The organism is Sinorhizobium sp. 22678 (assembly GCF_052044265.1).
GTDB lineage: Bacteria > Pseudomonadota > Alphaproteobacteria > Rhizobiales > Rhizobiaceae > Sinorhizobium > Sinorhizobium meliloti_A.
In genome coordinates, this window is the sequence record NZ_JBQEMS010000020.1 from 61,773 (window position 1) to 78,393 (window position 16,621).

At 62.9% G+C, this 16,621-nt stretch carries 14 protein-coding genes; 6 read left to right on the top strand and 8 right to left on the bottom strand.

The features are described from left to right. Nucleotide 1: 1 nt before the first annotated feature. Nucleotides 2–529, bottom strand: coding sequence for a bifunctional adenosylcobinamide kinase/adenosylcobinamide-phosphate guanylyltransferase (gene cobU / locus ACTJKL_RS24480; RefSeq protein ID WP_100673749.1), 528 nt, complete (start codon nucleotides 527–529; stop codon nucleotides 2–4). 763 nt (nucleotides 530–1,292) lie between these two features. Between cobU and ACTJKL_RS24485 the strand changes: the two genes are divergently transcribed. Continuing rightward, nucleotides 1,293–2,201 carry a FecR family protein gene (locus tag ACTJKL_RS24485; RefSeq protein WP_379943124.1) on the top strand — a complete coding sequence of 303 codons (909 nt, stop codon included), beginning with the start codon at nucleotides 1,293–1,295 and terminating at the stop codon, nucleotides 2,199–2,201. A gap of 64 nt (nucleotides 2,202–2,265) precedes the next feature. Here ACTJKL_RS24485 and cyaD2 read toward each other — a convergent pair whose 3' ends face one another. The 3 genes from cyaD2 to ACTJKL_RS24500 form a co-directional block, all read right to left on the bottom strand. Next, complete coding sequence (gene cyaD2, locus ACTJKL_RS24490) at nucleotides 2,266–4,443, bottom strand: adenylate cyclase CyaD2 (RefSeq protein WP_440854031.1); 2,178 nt, start codon at nucleotides 4,441–4,443, stop codon at nucleotides 2,266–2,268. A gap of 124 nt (nucleotides 4,444–4,567) precedes the next feature. Next, nucleotides 4,568–5,383, bottom strand: coding sequence for an alpha/beta fold hydrolase (locus tag ACTJKL_RS24495; RefSeq protein ID WP_379943120.1), 816 nt, complete (start codon nucleotides 5,381–5,383; stop codon nucleotides 4,568–4,570). Between the two features lie 91 nt (nucleotides 5,384–5,474). Then, the gene (locus tag ACTJKL_RS24500) at nucleotides 5,475–6,929 is read right to left on the bottom strand and encodes a cobyric acid synthase (RefSeq protein ID WP_440854032.1); all 1,455 of its coding nucleotides are present in this window, start codon (nucleotides 6,927–6,929) and stop codon (nucleotides 5,475–5,477) included. A gap of 283 nt (nucleotides 6,930–7,212) precedes the next feature. Here ACTJKL_RS24500 and ACTJKL_RS24505 point away from each other — a divergent pair, with 283 nt between their 5' ends. From ACTJKL_RS24505 to ACTJKL_RS24515, 3 genes are all read left to right on the top strand, one after another. After that, on the top strand, nucleotides 7,213–7,356 hold the full coding sequence (locus ACTJKL_RS24505) for a hypothetical protein (RefSeq protein ID WP_010969600.1): 144 nt from the start codon (nucleotides 7,213–7,215) through the stop codon (nucleotides 7,354–7,356). Nucleotides 7,357–7,817: 461 nt separating this feature from the next. Continuing rightward, nucleotides 7,818–8,816, top strand: coding sequence for an ABC transporter substrate-binding protein (locus ACTJKL_RS24510; RefSeq protein WP_440854033.1), 999 nt, complete (start codon nucleotides 7,818–7,820; stop codon nucleotides 8,814–8,816). A gap of 229 nt (nucleotides 8,817–9,045) precedes the next feature. Further along, the gene (locus tag ACTJKL_RS24515; protein ID WP_100673754.1) at nucleotides 9,046–10,092 is read left to right on the top strand and encodes a quaternary amine ABC transporter ATP-binding protein; all 1,047 of its coding nucleotides are present in this window, start codon (nucleotides 9,046–9,048) and stop codon (nucleotides 10,090–10,092) included. Nucleotides 10,093–10,134: 42 nt separating this feature from the next. Here the strand turns inward: ACTJKL_RS24515 and ACTJKL_RS24520 are convergent, their stop codons facing one another. After that, on the bottom strand, nucleotides 10,135–10,542 hold the full coding sequence (locus tag ACTJKL_RS24520; protein ID WP_440854034.1) for a tautomerase family protein: 408 nt from the start codon (nucleotides 10,540–10,542) through the stop codon (nucleotides 10,135–10,137). Between the two features lie 98 nt (nucleotides 10,543–10,640). Here ACTJKL_RS24520 and ACTJKL_RS24525 point away from each other — a divergent pair, with 98 nt between their 5' ends. Further along, entirely contained in the window at nucleotides 10,641–11,489 is an 849-nt protein-coding gene (locus ACTJKL_RS24525; protein ID WP_440854035.1) for a LysR substrate-binding domain-containing protein, read from the top strand. A gap of 75 nt (nucleotides 11,490–11,564) precedes the next feature. Continuing rightward, a complete protein-coding gene (gene bmt, locus ACTJKL_RS24530; protein WP_440854036.1) occupies nucleotides 11,565–12,578 on the top strand; it encodes a betaine--homocysteine S-methyltransferase in 1,014 nt (337 codons plus the stop codon). Between the two features lie 42 nt (nucleotides 12,579–12,620). On the opposite strand, the gene ACTJKL_RS24535 is transcribed toward bmt, so the two are convergent. From ACTJKL_RS24535 to ACTJKL_RS24545, 3 genes are all read right to left on the bottom strand, one after another. Continuing rightward, nucleotides 12,621–14,672 (bottom strand): acyltransferase family protein, encoded by a 2,052-nt coding sequence (locus tag ACTJKL_RS24535; RefSeq protein WP_440854037.1) that lies wholly within the window; start codon nucleotides 14,670–14,672, stop codon nucleotides 12,621–12,623. A 72-nt stretch (nucleotides 14,673–14,744) separates the two neighbouring features. Then, nucleotides 14,745–15,887, bottom strand: a complete 1,143-nt coding sequence (locus ACTJKL_RS24540; protein WP_411934130.1) for an aminotransferase class I/II-fold pyridoxal phosphate-dependent enzyme — start codon at nucleotides 15,885–15,887, stop codon at nucleotides 14,745–14,747. Nucleotides 15,888–15,925: 38 nt separating this feature from the next. Further along, nucleotides 15,926–16,564, bottom strand: a complete 639-nt coding sequence (locus ACTJKL_RS24545; protein WP_440854038.1) for a helix-turn-helix transcriptional regulator — start codon at nucleotides 16,562–16,564, stop codon at nucleotides 15,926–15,928. Nucleotides 16,565–16,621 lie beyond the last annotated feature (57 nt).

A 16,621-nucleotide genomic window follows, 5' to 3' on the forward strand; every position in this document is an offset into this window, starting at 1 on the left:
ATCAACCCTTCATTTTCAGCGGCAGTCCGGCCGCGACAAAGTAAACTTCTGCGGATTTCTCCGCCACGATCTGGTGGAGCCGGCCGGCGTGATCGCGAAAGTCGCGCGCCATCCGGTTTTCCGGGACGATCCCGAGACCGACCTCATTAGAGACGAAAACGAGTCGCGAGCGCGCCGCGGGCAGAAAGGCGGCGAGCGCGGCGAATTCGGCGGCCATGTCGCGCTCCTCCATCATCAGATTGGTCACCCACAGGGTCAGGCAGTCTATGAGGACAGCCCGGCCGGGCTCATCGATGCGGCGAAGCAGCCCCACGAGATCGAGCGGTTCTTCGTGGGTGGTCCAACCCTTCCCCTGCCGAGTAGCCTGGTGAAGGGCGATGCGTTCCCGCATCTCCTCGTCGAAGGCCCGGCCGGTCGCAAGATAGTGCATCGGAGACCCGGTGGCCTCGACGAGTTTTTCCGCGAAGGTGGATTTTCCCGAACGCGCGCCGCCAAGCACGAGGATCGGGCCGAGATTGGAAATGTCCATACCGCCTGCCCTAGAGAAGGCTATAGCGGCAACGGCGCGCGCCGAGAACGCGTTGGATCGAAGACCTGTGAGCCACGACAACCTCCGTGCTGGCATCGGGGAGCATCTCCCCTCGGGCGGAATGCCCTGACGGATGGCAGGTCTCCTGGCTCACGGCGTCACGATCCTCATGGCCGTACGTTCGACGAACCGGCTCGGCCCGAAAAACGATGCGGCAAAAGACCGAACGGGCTCGCCTCGCCTTCCCGGCGTTTGCGGCATCGCGAAAGGCGGACGATTCGTAGAAGAAGAGGCGTCCTGCCTGGCTCATCGCAATGCCACGCCAGTGGCTTTTCCGACATGCCGCCAAACTTCACGAGACTGCCCCATGCAGCGCGTGGAAATCCGGCGGAATGCCCGATGGCGAACCCTGACCGTTCTACAGTCGCGGGGTCGGCTGCGATAAGGGCGCCCGGCGTGGGTCCGCCCCGTCGCATTCCCATTTACTCCCTCGCCCCACCTCGGCACGAGGGAACCATCCATACTGCGTTAATTATGAAGCGGCGGCGGCAAAGTCAATCGACGGCCTGCGACACCGGGACCGCCGATTACGGCAGATATGCGCTTTCGCGCCGGCTACCCCGAACGGGTAGGCAGACACTTCCGGCCCGGCCATGATAAGAATGAATGCTTGGGGTCCGGCGACATTGTGTCGATCCGGTTATCATTCACGTTCATGATCCGCGGACCACGTCGGCCGCAGGAGATCATCGTGGAGGGTGCGATGTTTCACTTGCGTCGTGCCGCAATCGCTGCTTTGGGCGCAGCGTTTTACGGTTCCATGCCGACGATTGCCGCCGAACCGGTTGGAGAAGCGGTCCGGATCAGGACGGTCGTCACCGGCAGCGGCGGGCCGCTCGTGGAGCGGGACGCTGTTCACCGGGACGAGCGAATAAGCACGTCCAGATCTGGGCTCGGCCAGTTCGTGTTCCGCGACGGCAGTAAATTGGCGGTGGGGGCAGGCTCTTCCGTCGTCATCGACAAGTTCGTCTTCAACGATTCGAAATCGGTGCAGCAACTCACCGTCGCCGCCGCCAAAGGCACGTTCCGTTGGATCAGCGGAAATTCGAAGCACTCGGCCTATCAGATCTTGACGCCTGCCGGAACGATCGGCGTACGCGGAACCGTGTTCGACTTCTACATCGGCAACGACGGAACGACGGCGATCGTTCTCCTGGAGGGCGCGGCCCGGTTCTGCGGCCCGGCGGGATGCCAGCAGCTCACCCGACGCTGCGATTGCGTGATCGCAAAGCGCGACGGCACCATGACGGACACGCACAAGGCCGGTCGCCGCACACTGGCGACACTCGGAAACCGGAAGGCCTTGCCCTTTCTTTCGGGCGACCAAAGACTTTCTGCCTCCTTCGGCGGCATGAGCGGCAGTTGCGGCATTTCGGCCGCTATCGAGATCAAGCCGACCACGCCGGAACGGGCACGGCCGCCCGAAAAAGCAAGCCCGCAAAAGGCGCCCCGCCCGGGCAAGACGCCCAGCAACGAGCCCGGCAAGCGTGGCCTCGACAAGGGGAAGAAAGGGCAGGACACGGGCAAGAAGGGACAGGACACCGGCAAGAAGGGCCAGGATAGCGGCAAGAACGGGCAAGTGGACACAGGCACGAAGAAGGGCCGCGGTTAGAGCACTCCCAGGAAAAATGTGTAATGGTTTTCCGTCCGGAACTGCGTTGGATCAAATGGTCTCTCTATTCGGCGGATCTGGCTTCGTCTGCGAACGGCAAAGGTTCACCGGCAAAGTGGTCTGTCCGGCGTCCGATGCGGCGGTAGAAATCCGATAATCCCCCGCACAGAGCCGGAGCCTTGAGCTTTGCGGCATTGACGAGCTCTCTGCGGGGCCGTGACCTTAAACGCATCGCCCCGATCAACTGTTCATGAATGCGCTGCAGCTCGGAAAACTCGGCCGAAGCGGCCATATGCTCGTCACCGACCACGGCGAATACCCGCGTTCGCGTGCTCTTGCCCTTCAGCGCCAGCGCCCCCGCCTCCAGCACGGCGCACCGTTCGCCCAGATCCGCCGTCGTCTCGGATATCAGAATATCGAAGCCGACGTCCTTGCAGGCAGCCTCGATCCGGGCGGCGACGTTGACCGCGTCGCCGACGGCCGAATAGTTGAAGTGCATCTCCGCTCCCATATTGCCGACGCAGGCAAGCCCGGTATGGATCCCCACACCGATCGCCACCTTTTGGTCGCTCCCGAAGCCGAAGGCGTCGCTCTCGTTGAGGCGGGCGAGCGTCTCGCGCATGGCCAAGGCGGCGCGGATGGCCTTGCCGGGGTGATCGGCGACGTCGACGGGCGCATTCCAGAACGCCATGATCGAATCGCCGATGAACTTGTCGAGCGTGCCTTCATTGGCGATGACATGGCGGCTCAGCGCGTCGAGCAGCGTGTTGAGAAACCGGACCACCTCTCCCGGCGTCAGGCGCTCGCTGATCTCCGTGAAGTTGCGCACGTCGACGAACATGATCGTCAACTCACGGTCGTCGCCGCCGAGACGCAGGGCGTCATGCGTATGCTCGATGCGATAGAGGAGCGAGGGCGACAGGTACTGGCCAAAGGCGCGCCGAACCACGCGCCGCTCCCGGTCTATGACCAGGAAACGATAGGCGGTTGCCGCAAAATGGGTGATCGATCCGGCAAGGATCGGAGCCAGAGGGTCGAACAGCAGGCCTGCATAGAGGAAGGCTGACCAGGAGGCAGCGAGGGCCAGCGCGGTTATCAGAAGGCCGCAGGCAAGCGCGACGGCCGGGCTGACGAAGGTGGTCAGCAGGACGAGCAGGCTCCCTGCAGCCGCGATCGCAAGGATTTCCAGTCCGTCCGCCCAATCCGGACGGGAGAGGAAGCGGCCCGAGAGAACCTGCTCGACAGTCTGCGCGTGCAGCGACACGCCGGGCACGTTGTGTCCAAGAGCCGTGGTGCGGATGTCCTGCAGGCCTGCTGCCGACGTGCCCACGAATACGATACTGCCTTGGATCGCTGCCCTCGTCTCTGCGGAAACTCCGTCGGGCGCCAGCACCCGGCCGGCAGAGACATATCTTTCACCGCGATCGGGACTGACATAGAGCCAGAGTTCGCCCGCCGCGGTCACCGGCACCACGAATTCGCCGACCTTGATCAGCGTGATGGTATCAGGCGCATCCGGAGCACCCGCTACGATGTAGGTGGAAGCGCCCTGAGCCACGCGCAGCGCTTCGAGGGCCAGGTTCGGATAGAGTTGCTCGCCATCGCTCAACAGCAGCGGGACGGCGCGCACAACGGCCGACGGCCTGCCGGGATTGAGGCTGATATGGCCCAGGCCCACGGCACTGGCTTCGAGTTGTGGCCTCAAAGGAGTCGCAGCCGTAAGCCGCGGCGGCGCATCGAGCGGACTTTCGCCGGTGAAGGCGAAACCCGCTTTCACCGGCGGCCGGTAGTTGCCTGCGTTGGAAAGGCCGAAACCGAGCACGACGGGCCGGTCGCCGATCGATCGGGAGAGTATCTCGTCATTGTCCGGCAGCCGCTCAAGGAGCGCCGGATCGACCCCGGCGACATCGCGCATGACGCTGCGCGGCGAAAGACGGTCGGGTTCGGAGAACAGGATGTCGAAGGCTATCACCGCCGCCCCCATTTCCGAGAGCCGGTCGACCAGTGCGGCAACGCGGTCGCGCGGCCACGGCCACTGGCCGAACTCTTTCAGCGATGCCTCGTCAATGTCGACGACGCGAACCGGAACGTCCTCGAAGCTGCGCGGCGCCAGGCGCTGATACTCGTCGAAAGTGAGATCTCGGGCGAGACGCAAAAGCGGCGGATCGCTTGCACGCAGCACGGTGAGCGCCGCGACGATCACCAGGCCGATAATGACCCCTATTAGCTGCGTGCGTGCCATGGCAGCGCCCTTCGCCCGGACGCCGTCGCCATGCACAGCGGCGAAGAGGTCGTCCTACCCGAAAACCATGCTGCATTTTTCGCAAGGCGTATGCAACGGAGAACGTGACGACGGCTGTAAAGCCTCAGGTCCTGGTTGGAAGCACCTTGTCGAGAAATGCAAGCATGGCGCCGTTGAACACGTCGGGCCTCTGCAGCGGCGCAAAGTGGCTGACGTGTTCAAGCGTGATCAATTCGGCTGCGGGAATGCTCCGCGCGAGATATTGGGCGTGCTCTCTCTTTATGAACTCGTCGTTCTCGGCCTGCACGATCGCGACCGGCACTCGGATGCCGGCGAGGTCGCCCGCCGAGTAATTGGGTTGCGTACTCATCATCTCGCTGACGGCCGAGACGAAGTCATCGAACTCATCAGGCGTCGCCGACAATTCGGCATAGTCCTTCCGGTGCCGGGCGAAGCAACGGTCGATAACCGGAGTGGCCTCGAATTCTGTCGCGCCGCTCGGGTCCATGTTGCAGGCGAAGAAGAAGACGCCGGCAACGCGCGTTGGAGCCTCGCTCGCAAGCACGAGGCCGATGCACGCCCCGTCGCTCCAGCCCACCACGGCGAACTTCTGAAGTCCCAGCATGTCGGTGACGGCAAGGACGTCGGACGCCATCACTTCGTAGCTGTAGGGCCGCTCATCGCGCGTGCTGCGCCCATGTCCGCGGCTGTCGATGAGCACGACGCGACGGCCGGCCTCAAGAAGCGGCGCAAGCTGATAGCCCCAATTGCCGCTGTGGCCGAGACCGCCGTGCAACAGGACCACCGGTGCTCCCGCGCCATATGTCGAGTACCATATCCGGGCGCCATCGCGCTCCACATAGCCCTGCTCCGCGGCCGGAGGCAGAGCCGGTGCGCCCTGGGCTTCGAACTGCCGAAGATCGTCGTCGTATTGCTGCATTTCGATCCTTTCAACGAGCCGTTTTCTGCGCTTCCGACACGATACGGTCCGGGTGAGAAATGCCGAAAGGGCACGCCTCGTCCGGCCGGCCCTACCCCAAAAGCGTGCCGAGCCATGTCCGATCGAGTACCGCTTCGAGTTCCCCGGCAATCTCGTCGAGAGCCGCATCCACCGACTGGCGGTAATTGCCTCCCCCGCCTTCGATACCGAAGCTCTTGAGCAACGCGGAACGGTAGGCGTCGCTTCCGAAAAGACCGTGCAGATAGGTGCCCATCACGCGGCCGTCCGCCGACATCGCTCCATCCGGGCGGCCGTCGATCTCGACCGGCGCGCGGCTGCAATCGGCGCCGGTCGTCTTGCCGAGATGGATTTCGTAGCCTTCGAGCGCGACGTCGTATTCTCGCGACCAGGCGCGGCTGTTGCGAACCGTCTTTTCCGGAGCCATCTCCGTCTCGACGGAAAGCAGCCCCAGCCCCTCAATCGCGCGCTTGCCGCCCTCTATACCGAGCGGATCGGTAACCCGGCTTCCGAGCATCTGATAGCCGCCGCAGATACCGACGACCCGCCCACCGCGGCGCATATGCCGGTCGAGGTCCCGGTCCCAGCCCTGCCTGCGGAAATCCTCCAGATCGGCAATGGTGGACTTCGAGCCGGGTATGACGACGAGGCCCGCATCGTCTGGAAGCGGCGCCCCCGGCCGAACGAAGACGATGTCGACGTCCGGCTCCGCGGCCAGGGGATCGAGATCGTCGAAATTGGCGATCCGCGACAGGACGGGGACCGCGACCTTCAGCGCCTTGCCGCCGCCCCGCGTCAGCCTCTCGAGGACGACGGAGTCTTCGGCAGGCAGCCGCCCGGCACTTTTCAGCCAGGGCACGACGCCGAAGCAAGGCCAGCCGGTAAACTGGCGGACCGATGCGATGCCGTCGTCGAAGAGCGTAACATCGCCGCGGAATTTGTTGATGAGGTAGCCGGTGACCATGCGCCGGTCGTTCTCCGGCAGGATCGCATGCGTGCCGACCAGGGACGCAATGACACCACCGCGGTTGATATCGCCGACGAGAACGACGGGTACGACAGCGCGGGTGGCAAAGCCCATATTGGCGATGTCGCCGGCGCGCAGATTGATCTCGGCCGGCGAACCGGCGCCTTCGACGATCACGAGATCGGCGCCGCCTGACACCTGCTCGAAACTCTCCATGACAGAGCCGAGGAGCCTTGGCTTGAGAGCCTGGTATTCCCTCCCCTTGGCCTGGCCGGCCACCTTGCCCTGGATGACGATCTGGCTGCCCACGTCCGATTGCGGCTTCAGGAGCACCGGGTTCATATGCACGGAAGACGGCACGCGTGCGGCAAGCGCCTGGAGCCATTGCGCACGGCCGATCTCGCCGCCGTCGTCAGCAACGGCGGCATTGTTCGACATGTTCTGGGGCTTGAACGGTTTTACGTTGAGGCCATGGTTGGATGCGAGCCGGCAGAGGCCCGCCACCAGTACCGATTTTCCGACATCCGAGCCGGTTCCCTGCAGCATGATCTTGCGTGTCATGCCTTTCCCGTAGCATCGAAACCGCCTGCCGCAAAGCTCCGTCCCGACGCGATTCCGCCATGATTGCGTCACCGGCGTTCGCGGTGCGTTTCCGGCCTTCTTCAAGCGTTCTGGAGCGGGAACCTGTGTGCAGTTTTAATTTTTAGGATCTGAAAATTCTCGCGAGCTAGCTCAATTGCGACATGCGGTGCCGAGCCTGGCATTCAAGCCGTCGCGGCAAGAGCCTATATCCGCGCCATCGAAACCCGCCGGAAAATTGCCCGGTCTCCCAAGGTAGAAAGTCATGCTGTTCGTTTTCGGCAAACCCAACTTCGTTCAGATCGCCTGGAACTCCAAGGCGCCGAACGGCCAGTCCCGCGTCCGTAATGTGGTCGCGGAAGCGCCGGTCGGCCCACTCGGCCTCATCCGCACGTCCAACGTCGGATAAAGCGCCACGTCGCGTTCGAAACCGCCCCCTTTTCGGGGCGGTTTCTTCACGATTCCTGCCCTGAAATGCAAAAGCCGCACCCAACCGTTGGAACGGAAGGGTGCGGCGATCAGATCGTTCCGCTGAATATCGGGTCCGGTACGCACTACCTGATCCGGACCTGCGGCAGTCGCCCGCCGCAGGCAGACAATTATCCCCACAACCTTACCGGATCGTTATTGAGGCCTTAACCAAAGGTGAATTTCGGCGATTTCGCCGTTCGCGTCCTCGGTACCGCGAGCTCGTCGCGGCGCAATATGCCGCCGGCGACCGGCGCCGGATCGAAAAGGTTGATTTCTCGACGCGAACACTTAGGCTTGCCGCAATGACAACGAAGTGGGCCGGCAGCTTCAGCGCGGGAGCGGTTAGGCGGCGCTCCATCCACCATGCGTGGCCGCAGTGACGTGAAGGTGTCGACGGACATGAAAAAACTCCTTGCTACCCTCATCCTCACGGCGGGCATATGGTCTCTGGCAGGCCCTTCCGGGGCTGCCGAATGCGGCGGCGTCAGCATCGCCGAGATGGACTGGGCCTCGGCGGGCGTCGCGGCTCACGTGGACAAGTTCATTCTGGAAAACGGCTATGGATGCAGTGTGAAGCTCGTCGCTGGCGACACGATGCTGACCTTCACCTCGATGAACGAGAAGGCGGAGCCCGACCTGGTGCCGGAGCTGTGGATCAACTCCGTACGCACGCCCTTCGATGCCGCAATCAAGGAGGGCCGCCTCGTCGAAGGCGCCAGGATCTTGAGCGAAGGTGGGGTCGAGGGCTGGTGGATTCCGAAGTTCATCGCCGACGCGCACCCGGACATTCGAACGGTGCAGGACGCGTTGAAGCACCCGGAACTCTTCCCTTCTCACGAGAACCCCGCAAAGGGAGCGGTCCACAATTGTCCTTCAACATGGAATTGCCGGTTCTCCACCGCCAACCTCTACAAGGCTCTCGAAGCGGACAAGGCCGGCTTCCAGCTGATCGATCCCGGTTCCGCTGCCGGGCTTGACGCGTCGATCGCCGATGCATTCGAGAAGAAGACCGGCTGGCTCGGCTATTATTGGGCTCCGACCGCCTTGCTCGGCAAGTACGAGATGACCTTGCTGTCTTTCGGCGTGGATCACGACAAGGCGGAATGGGACTCCTGCACTGCCGCCCCGAATTGCCCGACCCCAAAGGTAAACTCCTATCCGGTCTCGGACGTCTATACCGTGGTGACCAAGTCCTTTGCCGATCGAGCAGGCAGCGCCATGGACTACGTCCAGGCGCGGCAATGGGAAAACGCGACGGTAAACAAAATTCTGGCTTGGATGGATCAGAACCAGGGGACGAACGAAAGCGCCGCCCGCTACTTCCTCGAAAACTTCCAGGAGATATGGACGCAGTGGGTAGGCCCGGAGGTCGCCGAAAAGGTGAGGGCCGCGCTCTAGATCACTGTGATCTTCGGTCGGATCGGCGCGAAATCGTGAAGATGATCGATTCCAGCGCCCCTTCGAGGATGCGGCTGCCTGATGCGCGACGCACGAGCCGCGCCTGCGTCGCAAACAGTAAAGCGGTCGGCGTGTTCCGCTGTCACAGTTCTGATGCAAGGAGCGGGAAGCGCCGCGAAAACGCAGTCGGCGTAAAAGCTCCAAGCCAAGAGAAGGGGAAAGGTTGTCCATGGCTAGTCACGCAATCGAGGTGAAGAACCTCTACAAGATTTTCGGCCCGCGCGGAGAGGATTACGTCAAACTCGTCGAGAACGGGATGGGTAAGGCCGAACTCAACGAAAAGCACGGCCACGTGCTCGGACTGCAGGACATCAACATTTCCATGCCGGGCGGCTGCATAACGGTCGTGATGGGGCTCTCGGGGTCCGGCAAATCGACGCTGATCCGGCACATCAACCGGCTGATCGATCCGACCTCGGGCGAAGTCCTCTACGACGGCGTCGACGTCTGCAAGATGAACGAGAACGACCTTCGCGCGTTCCGCCGTCACAAGACGGCGATGGTCTTCCAGAAGTTCGCACTGCTGCCGCATCGCACGGTTCTCGAAAACACCATCTACGGTCTTGAGATACAGGGTATCGATCGGCGCGAGAGCGAAAAGCGTGCGCTTGGCTGGATCGAGCGCGTCGGCCTTCAAGGCTTCGAGCAGCACTATCCGAACCAGCTTTCCGGCGGCATGCAGCAGCGCGTCGGCCTTGCCCGCGCGCTTACGAACGACGCCGACATCCTGCTGATGGACGAGGCCTATTCGGCACTCGATCCGCTGATACGCGTCGACATGCAGTCGGTCCTGCTCGAACTGCAGAAGGAATTGAAGAAGACGGTGGTCTTCATCACCCATGATCTCGACGAGGCCCTGAGGCTCGGCGACAAGATCGCCATCCTGCGCGACGGCCGCGTCGTGCAGCAGGGAACCGGCCAGGAAATCGTGCTCTCGCCAGCCGACGACTACATCACGGCCTTTGTGAAGGAAGTGAACCGCGGGCGGGTGGTCAACGTGGAGACGATCATGCGGCCGCTCTCCGGAAACCCGGAAGGCCTGCCGCTCGCCGTAGGCACCGTGCTCGAAGCAGCCGCCCGCACCATGACCGGCGCGCAAATAAGCAACGCCCATGTCGTCGACGCCAACGGTCGCCCGATCGGTGCGATCGACCTGCAGATGATCATCTCCGCCATGGTGACGCCCGTGCAGCATACCGACCGGCAGGCGGCTTGACTGGCTTTGAGGGCGCCCATGTGCGCCCTCAACAGCGGATAGTCAAGTGACCCCCAGCCTTCCGCTGATGTACCGGAACTCCTGCGTCTTGCCTCCATAGCCATAGGCTGCCGCCGGTACCTCATGGACGAGCACGTAGCTTTCGGGATGGACCATCCCGAGAATATCCTCGAAGGCCGCAAAGATCGCTTCGACATAGGCACCAAGTTCCTGCTTCGTATTGGTGCCGTCGACAACCTTGATGTCGAGCCAGAAACTGCTGCTCTGCTGCGAGGCGAGCGACTTTCCGCCCGCGAACCAATGCCGCGGATCGACATAGCTGACGACGACCGCCGTCACCGAGGGGTCCTTGCGAAGATGCGACTGTGTGAGGTCGCTTACCTTTGCCGCTATTTTCGCCGAAAGCTCCGGCTCCGGCTGTCCGGTAACGCTGATGTTGATGATGGGCATCACAGGTTCCTTTCTTCGAAACACCTCGTCAATTTGCCATCGTCGCCACATCAACAAAATCGAATTGTTTTGCAGATACACTTCTGTAAAATTGAAGTATGAATCCGATCGATCCCGAGCTGCTGCGCACTTTTCTCGCCTTCGCCGAGGGAGGCTCGCTTGCAAGAGCGGCAACCGCCGTCAACCGTTCGCCCTCCGCGGTGACGGCGCAAATGCAGCGGCTGGAAGCACTGATCGGCGAGCGCCTTCTTGCGCCCGCCGGACGCGGACGCGTGCTCACGCCCGTTGGAGAGGAGCTCGCCGCCCATGCCCGGCGTATTTTGGATGCGCACCGCGACGCCTGGCTCAGCCTCAGGGGCGCGCGCGCCGATGGACGGATCTCCCTGGGCAGCACTCAGGACTTTGCCGATACGATGCTGCCCGGACTGCTGCGCCGCTTCGCGCGTTCCCATCCACGCATTCGCCTGGATTTGAGGATCGGGCGGTCGAAAGAATTGACGGCCGCCTTCGATCAGAACCAGATCGACATTCTTCTTGCCATGCGACAGGCGGCTGCAGATGACGAATTGCTCGCGCTCCGCGAACAGATGCTTTGGCTCGGCTCCGACAGGGGCTTGGCAACGGACGAAGAGGAGCTCCCCCTCGCCGTGCTCGACCCACCTTGCGGCTTCCGCGCCGCCGCCATATCGGCCCTCGAGAGAACCGGCCGCCGCTTTCGGATCGCGGCAACGAGCCCCAGCCTGTCGGGCCTGCGCGCCGCCGTCTTGAGCGGCATCGCCGTTACGACCCGGACGGAAAGATTTCTCGGCACCGGCATCGAGCGCGCTCCTGCCCATCTCGGCTTGCCATCCCTGCCTCCGGCGGAATTCAGCCTGCGTCTGCGCGCCCGGGCAGAGAAGCCCGCAACCGATCTAGCTGCGCTGCTTGCGAACGAATTGCCGCGCTGATCGGCGCAATTCTGTTGCCAACACATAAAGATATCTTTATATCTTATTGCAGTTCCATTCAGCCGGGAAAATCCGATGTCCGTTGCAGTCCATGCCCTTTCCGATCTCCTCGCCCAGAAGGGCGTCCTGCTTGCCGATGGCGCCACAGGCACGTCGCTCTTCGCCATGGGGCTCGAAGCGGGCGAGGCACCGGAGATGTGGAACGAGACGAAACCGGAAAACATCACCAAGCTGCATCAGGACTTCGTGGATGCCGGCGCCGACATCATTCTCACCAATTCCTTTGGCGGCACACGCCACCGACTGAAGCTTCATCAGGCCGAAGACCGGGTCTACCAGCTCAACAAGCGGGCCGCAGAGATCGCGCGCGCGGTGGCCGACCAGGCGTCGCGAAAGGTCATTACGGCCGGATCCGTCGGCCCAACGGGCGAGCTGCTGATCCCGCTCGGCGCCCTCTCCTATGAAGACGCGGTCGCGGCCTTCGTCGAACAGATCGAGGGCCTGAAAGCCGGCGGCGCGGAGGTCGCCTGGATCGAGACCATGTCCTCTCCGGACGAAATTCGTGCGGCCGCCGAAGCCGCGGCGAAGGTCGGCCTTCCCTATGTCTACACCGGTTCCTTCGACACCGCCGGCAAGACGATGATGGGCCTGCACCCGAAAGACATTCACGGCGTCGCCGCCGATATCGGCGACGGTCCGGTTGCCGTCGGCGCGAACTGCGGCGTCGGGGCGTCCGACATTCTTTCCTCGCTGCTCGACATGACGGCTGCCAGCCCGGAGGCGACAATCGTCGTCAAGGGCAATTGCGGTATTCCCGAATTCCGCGGCTCGGAGATCCACTATTCCGGCACTCCGCCGCTGATGGCCGAATATGCCCGGTTGGCCGTCGACGCCGGCGCCAGGATCATCGGCGGCTGTTGCGGCACCTCCTGCAACCATCTGGCCGCGATGCGGCTCGCGATCGACAATCACACCAGGGGTGAACGCCCCACGCTCGATACGATCGTCGAGAAAATCGGTCCGTTGCGGAACAAATCGGCAAATGAAGGTCCCGCCGCCCCGGCCCGAGAGCGCCGTCGGCGCGCCTAAGGTCATGCCTGCGGAAGCTCCGGCGGCAAAGCCGGAGCTATCCTATTCTACGGGACCAGGGTGAGTGCGCATTTGCGCCGGCGGGGCGTCGCTCGCGCTGGCGCTCACCAAAGCGACATTTTCGCCGAGATCGCAAATCCCGCGCAAAGGTGCCCCGAGCCGACCGCGCTCCGTGGAGCAGCCATATTCCGCAGCACTGGCAAATGCCGGGTAGAACTGAAGCGCGGCACCGAGATGACGGGATCCCTCTTCGGAAAAATGCCCATGGTCTTCGAAAAGCGCCACTCCCCTGTCCTCGGTTCTGCAGCGGCCCCCGCCGCAGAGATAATCGGTGAAGCTCACGACCGGATAGTCGCTGGCGATGTCCGCCAGAATCGAGAGTACGTCACGGTCGTGGGTCCGGACATTCGCAAGTGACGCCCCGCAGTCATCGGCGGAGGTTCCAAGCAGTCGGGCTCGCGCGACGCAAAGGCCGGTATCGCGACCATCCTGCGGCGGCGGCGCGATGACGACCGGCCGAAAGCCATTCTGCCGTAACCATGCGAGGCTTGCCCGATAACTGCCGGTCACGGTCCGAGCGTCCGACGGCACCACTCCCTTACCGTCGAGAAGCATCGTCTCTTCCTCCAAATACTGATTCAGCGGCGAGGACAACACGACATAGCGGATCGACTTGTGCGCCAGAAGGAAGCGCTGCACCTCCCTGTTGTGCTCGATGCACTCCTGCGGCCAAGCGGGCTCGAACTTGGCCTTGATCGGGGCGAGGCCGGCGAGCGGACCGCAATTGTTGTTCGTCAGTTGTACAAGCCGTGCGCCCGGTTCGGAGGCCAGAATGCTATCGACGAGGTGCCTGGCAAAGGAGTCTCCCCAGACGGCAATGACCGGTTCGCTGCTTGTGCCGCATTTCAGGTCGACAACCGCATTGCAATCCTTCCCTATGCCGACGCTCGGCTTGGTGAGGCGGGCAAGCTCGGCATTCCCGGAGGCGAGACCGTCGCTGCCGTCGAACACCAGGCCAGTCGCAACGGCCATGGACCCCACCGCCGCGACCGTTGCGAAGATCGCCTTCCGCCCGAGACGGGCACGATTGCGAAAGGGACCTTCGACATATCGCCAGCTGAGGTAGGCGAGACCGAAGCAGAGCACGATGAGGCCGGCGTAGCCGGCAGGCGTCACTCCGTCACTCGTGCGCAGGCGCGCAAATGCGAATACCGGCTGATGCCAGAGATAGAGGCTGTAGCTGCAGAGGCCGATCGCAACGAGCGGGCGGGCCGAGAGGCACCTGCCGATCAGCGTGTCGCCGCGAGCGAAAGCGAGAACAAGGGCCGTACCGGCGACGACTGGAACGGGCGCCCAGCCCGGATAATGTTGCGTGTCGGTTGTCGAGAGATAGCTTGCAGCGATGAGGATAAGCCCGCCCCAGGCGAAGCACTCGCGGACGGATCTGGAGAATTCACGATTTGAAACACCCGAGAGAGCGACGGCGGCACCGAGGCCTAGTTCCCAAAAGCGACTGGGCAGGAGATAGAAGTTTCCCGCCGGATCGATGCGCGCGAAAAGCTGCGTCGCGCCGAAGCTCAGAACCGTCGCCGCGACGATCACCTTGAGCCCGGTCGCCTCCGACAGGCGGCGCAGCGAAAGCAGAAGTAGGGGAAAGACGATGTAAAACTGCTCCTCGACCGCAAGGGACCAGGTGTGAAGCAGCGGCATGAGATCGGTGTCGGGCGTGAAATAGTTCGTCTGGTCCCAGAACAAGAAATTGGCCGCGAACAAGTTCGCCGCGTAGAGGCTCTTGCCGAATTCATTCAATTCCTTCGGCAGCATCCACATGAGCGCGAAGGGAATAGAGGCCACACAGACGAACAGAAGCGCTGGCGCGAGGCGTCGTGCACGCCGCTCATAGAAAGCGACGACGCTGAATGCGCCGCTGCGGATCTCCTGGTGAATGAGGCTCGTGATCAGAAAGCCGCTGATCACGAAGAAAACGTCGACTCCCGCGAAACCGCCAGAGATAAAGCCGAAACCGGCATGAAACAGCAGGACGGGTATTACGGCGACGGCGCGCAGCCCGTCGATCTCGGGTCTATAATGCATAATGCGAGGCAGGTACTTCCATGAGGTTGGCGCATCGTTAACACGGTCAATCGGCCGGCGCCACGCCGCCGATCACCTCACGGGCGCCCGCAGCACGTGATGGCGCCAGGCTTCGAGCCCCTCTTCGATGTTCCTGCGGCCGAATCCGACGCGGAAGCGATCCTGCGGGACCGGCAGTAGATCGGAGACGAAAAGGCTCGAAGGAAGCAACAGCACGCCTGATTCCTCGACAAGCCGCCGGCAATGTTCCTCCACGCCGTCTGCCCCGTGATAGCGGGCGAAGCCGACGCAGCCGCCGTCCGGCGCCTGCCACGCGTAGAGATCTGCGAACTCGGCGAAGAAGGCTCCGAGTTTCTCGAGATTTCGCGTGCAGAGCGCGCGATTGCGTTCAAGTATCCGATGGCGCGATTTCAGCGCGATCGTCGCCAGTACCTCCGATGGCCGGGAGTTGCAGATGGAGAGGTAGTGCTTCATGCCTTCCATGCGCTGGAGAAGCGCGCGATCGCGGCAGGCGATCCAGCCGATCCGAAGACCTGGAAGGCCATAGGCCTTGGACATGACGTTGAGCGAAATACCGCGATCGAAGAGTTCGGCCGCCTGCGGCAGGCGCTTCTCCTCATCGCGCTCCAGTCCTCGATAGACCTCATCGCTGAAAAGATGAATGCCGCGCTCGGCGCAGAGCGCCGCGAGCGCGCGAAAGACCGACGGCTCGGCGACAGCGCCCGTCGGGTTATTGGGGAAATTGACCGCGATCAGCTTCGTATTCGGCTGCAACGCCGCCCGGACATCGGCGATATCGATCTGCCAATTGTTCTCGGGACGGAGTGCAACGCCGCTCACCGACGCGGCGAGCGTGACCGGAAGCGTTTCCATCGACTGGTAATTGGGCACGGTGACGATGGCATGGTCCTCGGGACCGAGCGCAGCCAGCATGGCACAGTAGAGCCCTTCCTCGGCACCGGCGAAGCAGAGGATATCTTCCGGCTCCAGCCCCTCATAGGTCGCGGCGATCGCCTTGCGGAGCGCTGGAGCGCCATGGGTCTCGGTATAGCCGAGCGTCAGCCGCTCCCACGCGTCGCGATCGGCGTCGTCGGCGCAGGAAAGCAGCTCCGCCATCGACATGGTTTCGCTGTCGCTCGCGGTCATGTGGTGGCGCGCCGTGAACTCCCAACGCGAGAAATGCGTCTCGAGGCGAAAGGCCGGCAAAGTCGTCATGGTCGTTCTTCCCTTTGAACGCGAGGCTCGCTGCTGATTCAGGCGGCGCCTTCTTCGCGCGCGGCCGAGAGGTAGTTGTAGATGGATGCGCGCGAGGTGCCGATCAGGCTCGCCAGATGGTCGACCGCATTGCGGGTCTTGAAGAGCCCCTGCTCTTCGAGGGCCGCAACCAGTGCCACGCGATCCGGGCGCTTCAAGGCGGAAAGCGCAAGGCCTCTCACCTTTAGCCAAGCGTGCAGCGCTGCATTGATCTCCTCGCGCCAGTCGCGCGAAAACAATGCCGGCGGCCGTGGTTCCGGCGTGCCGGCAAAGGCCGCGAGCAGCCTCACGGCGTCGTCGATTCGTGAGACATCGAGATTGATGCAGAGCAGCCCGACGGCATGTCCCTCATTGTTGCGAAGCACCGCCGAGACCGATTTCAGCCGCCGTCCGTCCGCGCCCGTCTTCTCATAAGGGCCGAGCACGCAGGCGCCCTCAGCCATGCCGTCGAGGCCATCCACGATGAGGGAGTCGGTCGCCGCGGTGCGACCGGAAAAGGCGTTCCAGAGAGCCGCAATCTTGCCGGTGGACAGATCGTGCAGAACGACCTCCGCATGCGGGTAAAGCAACGCGCTTATCGCCGCGGCCGAGGGCGCGTGCACAGCAAGACAGGTGGGAATGCCCGGTTCTATATTCATGCGTGCATCTGAAACGATTTATACGTTTTGTCAAGATTGTACTTTTTATTCATAATC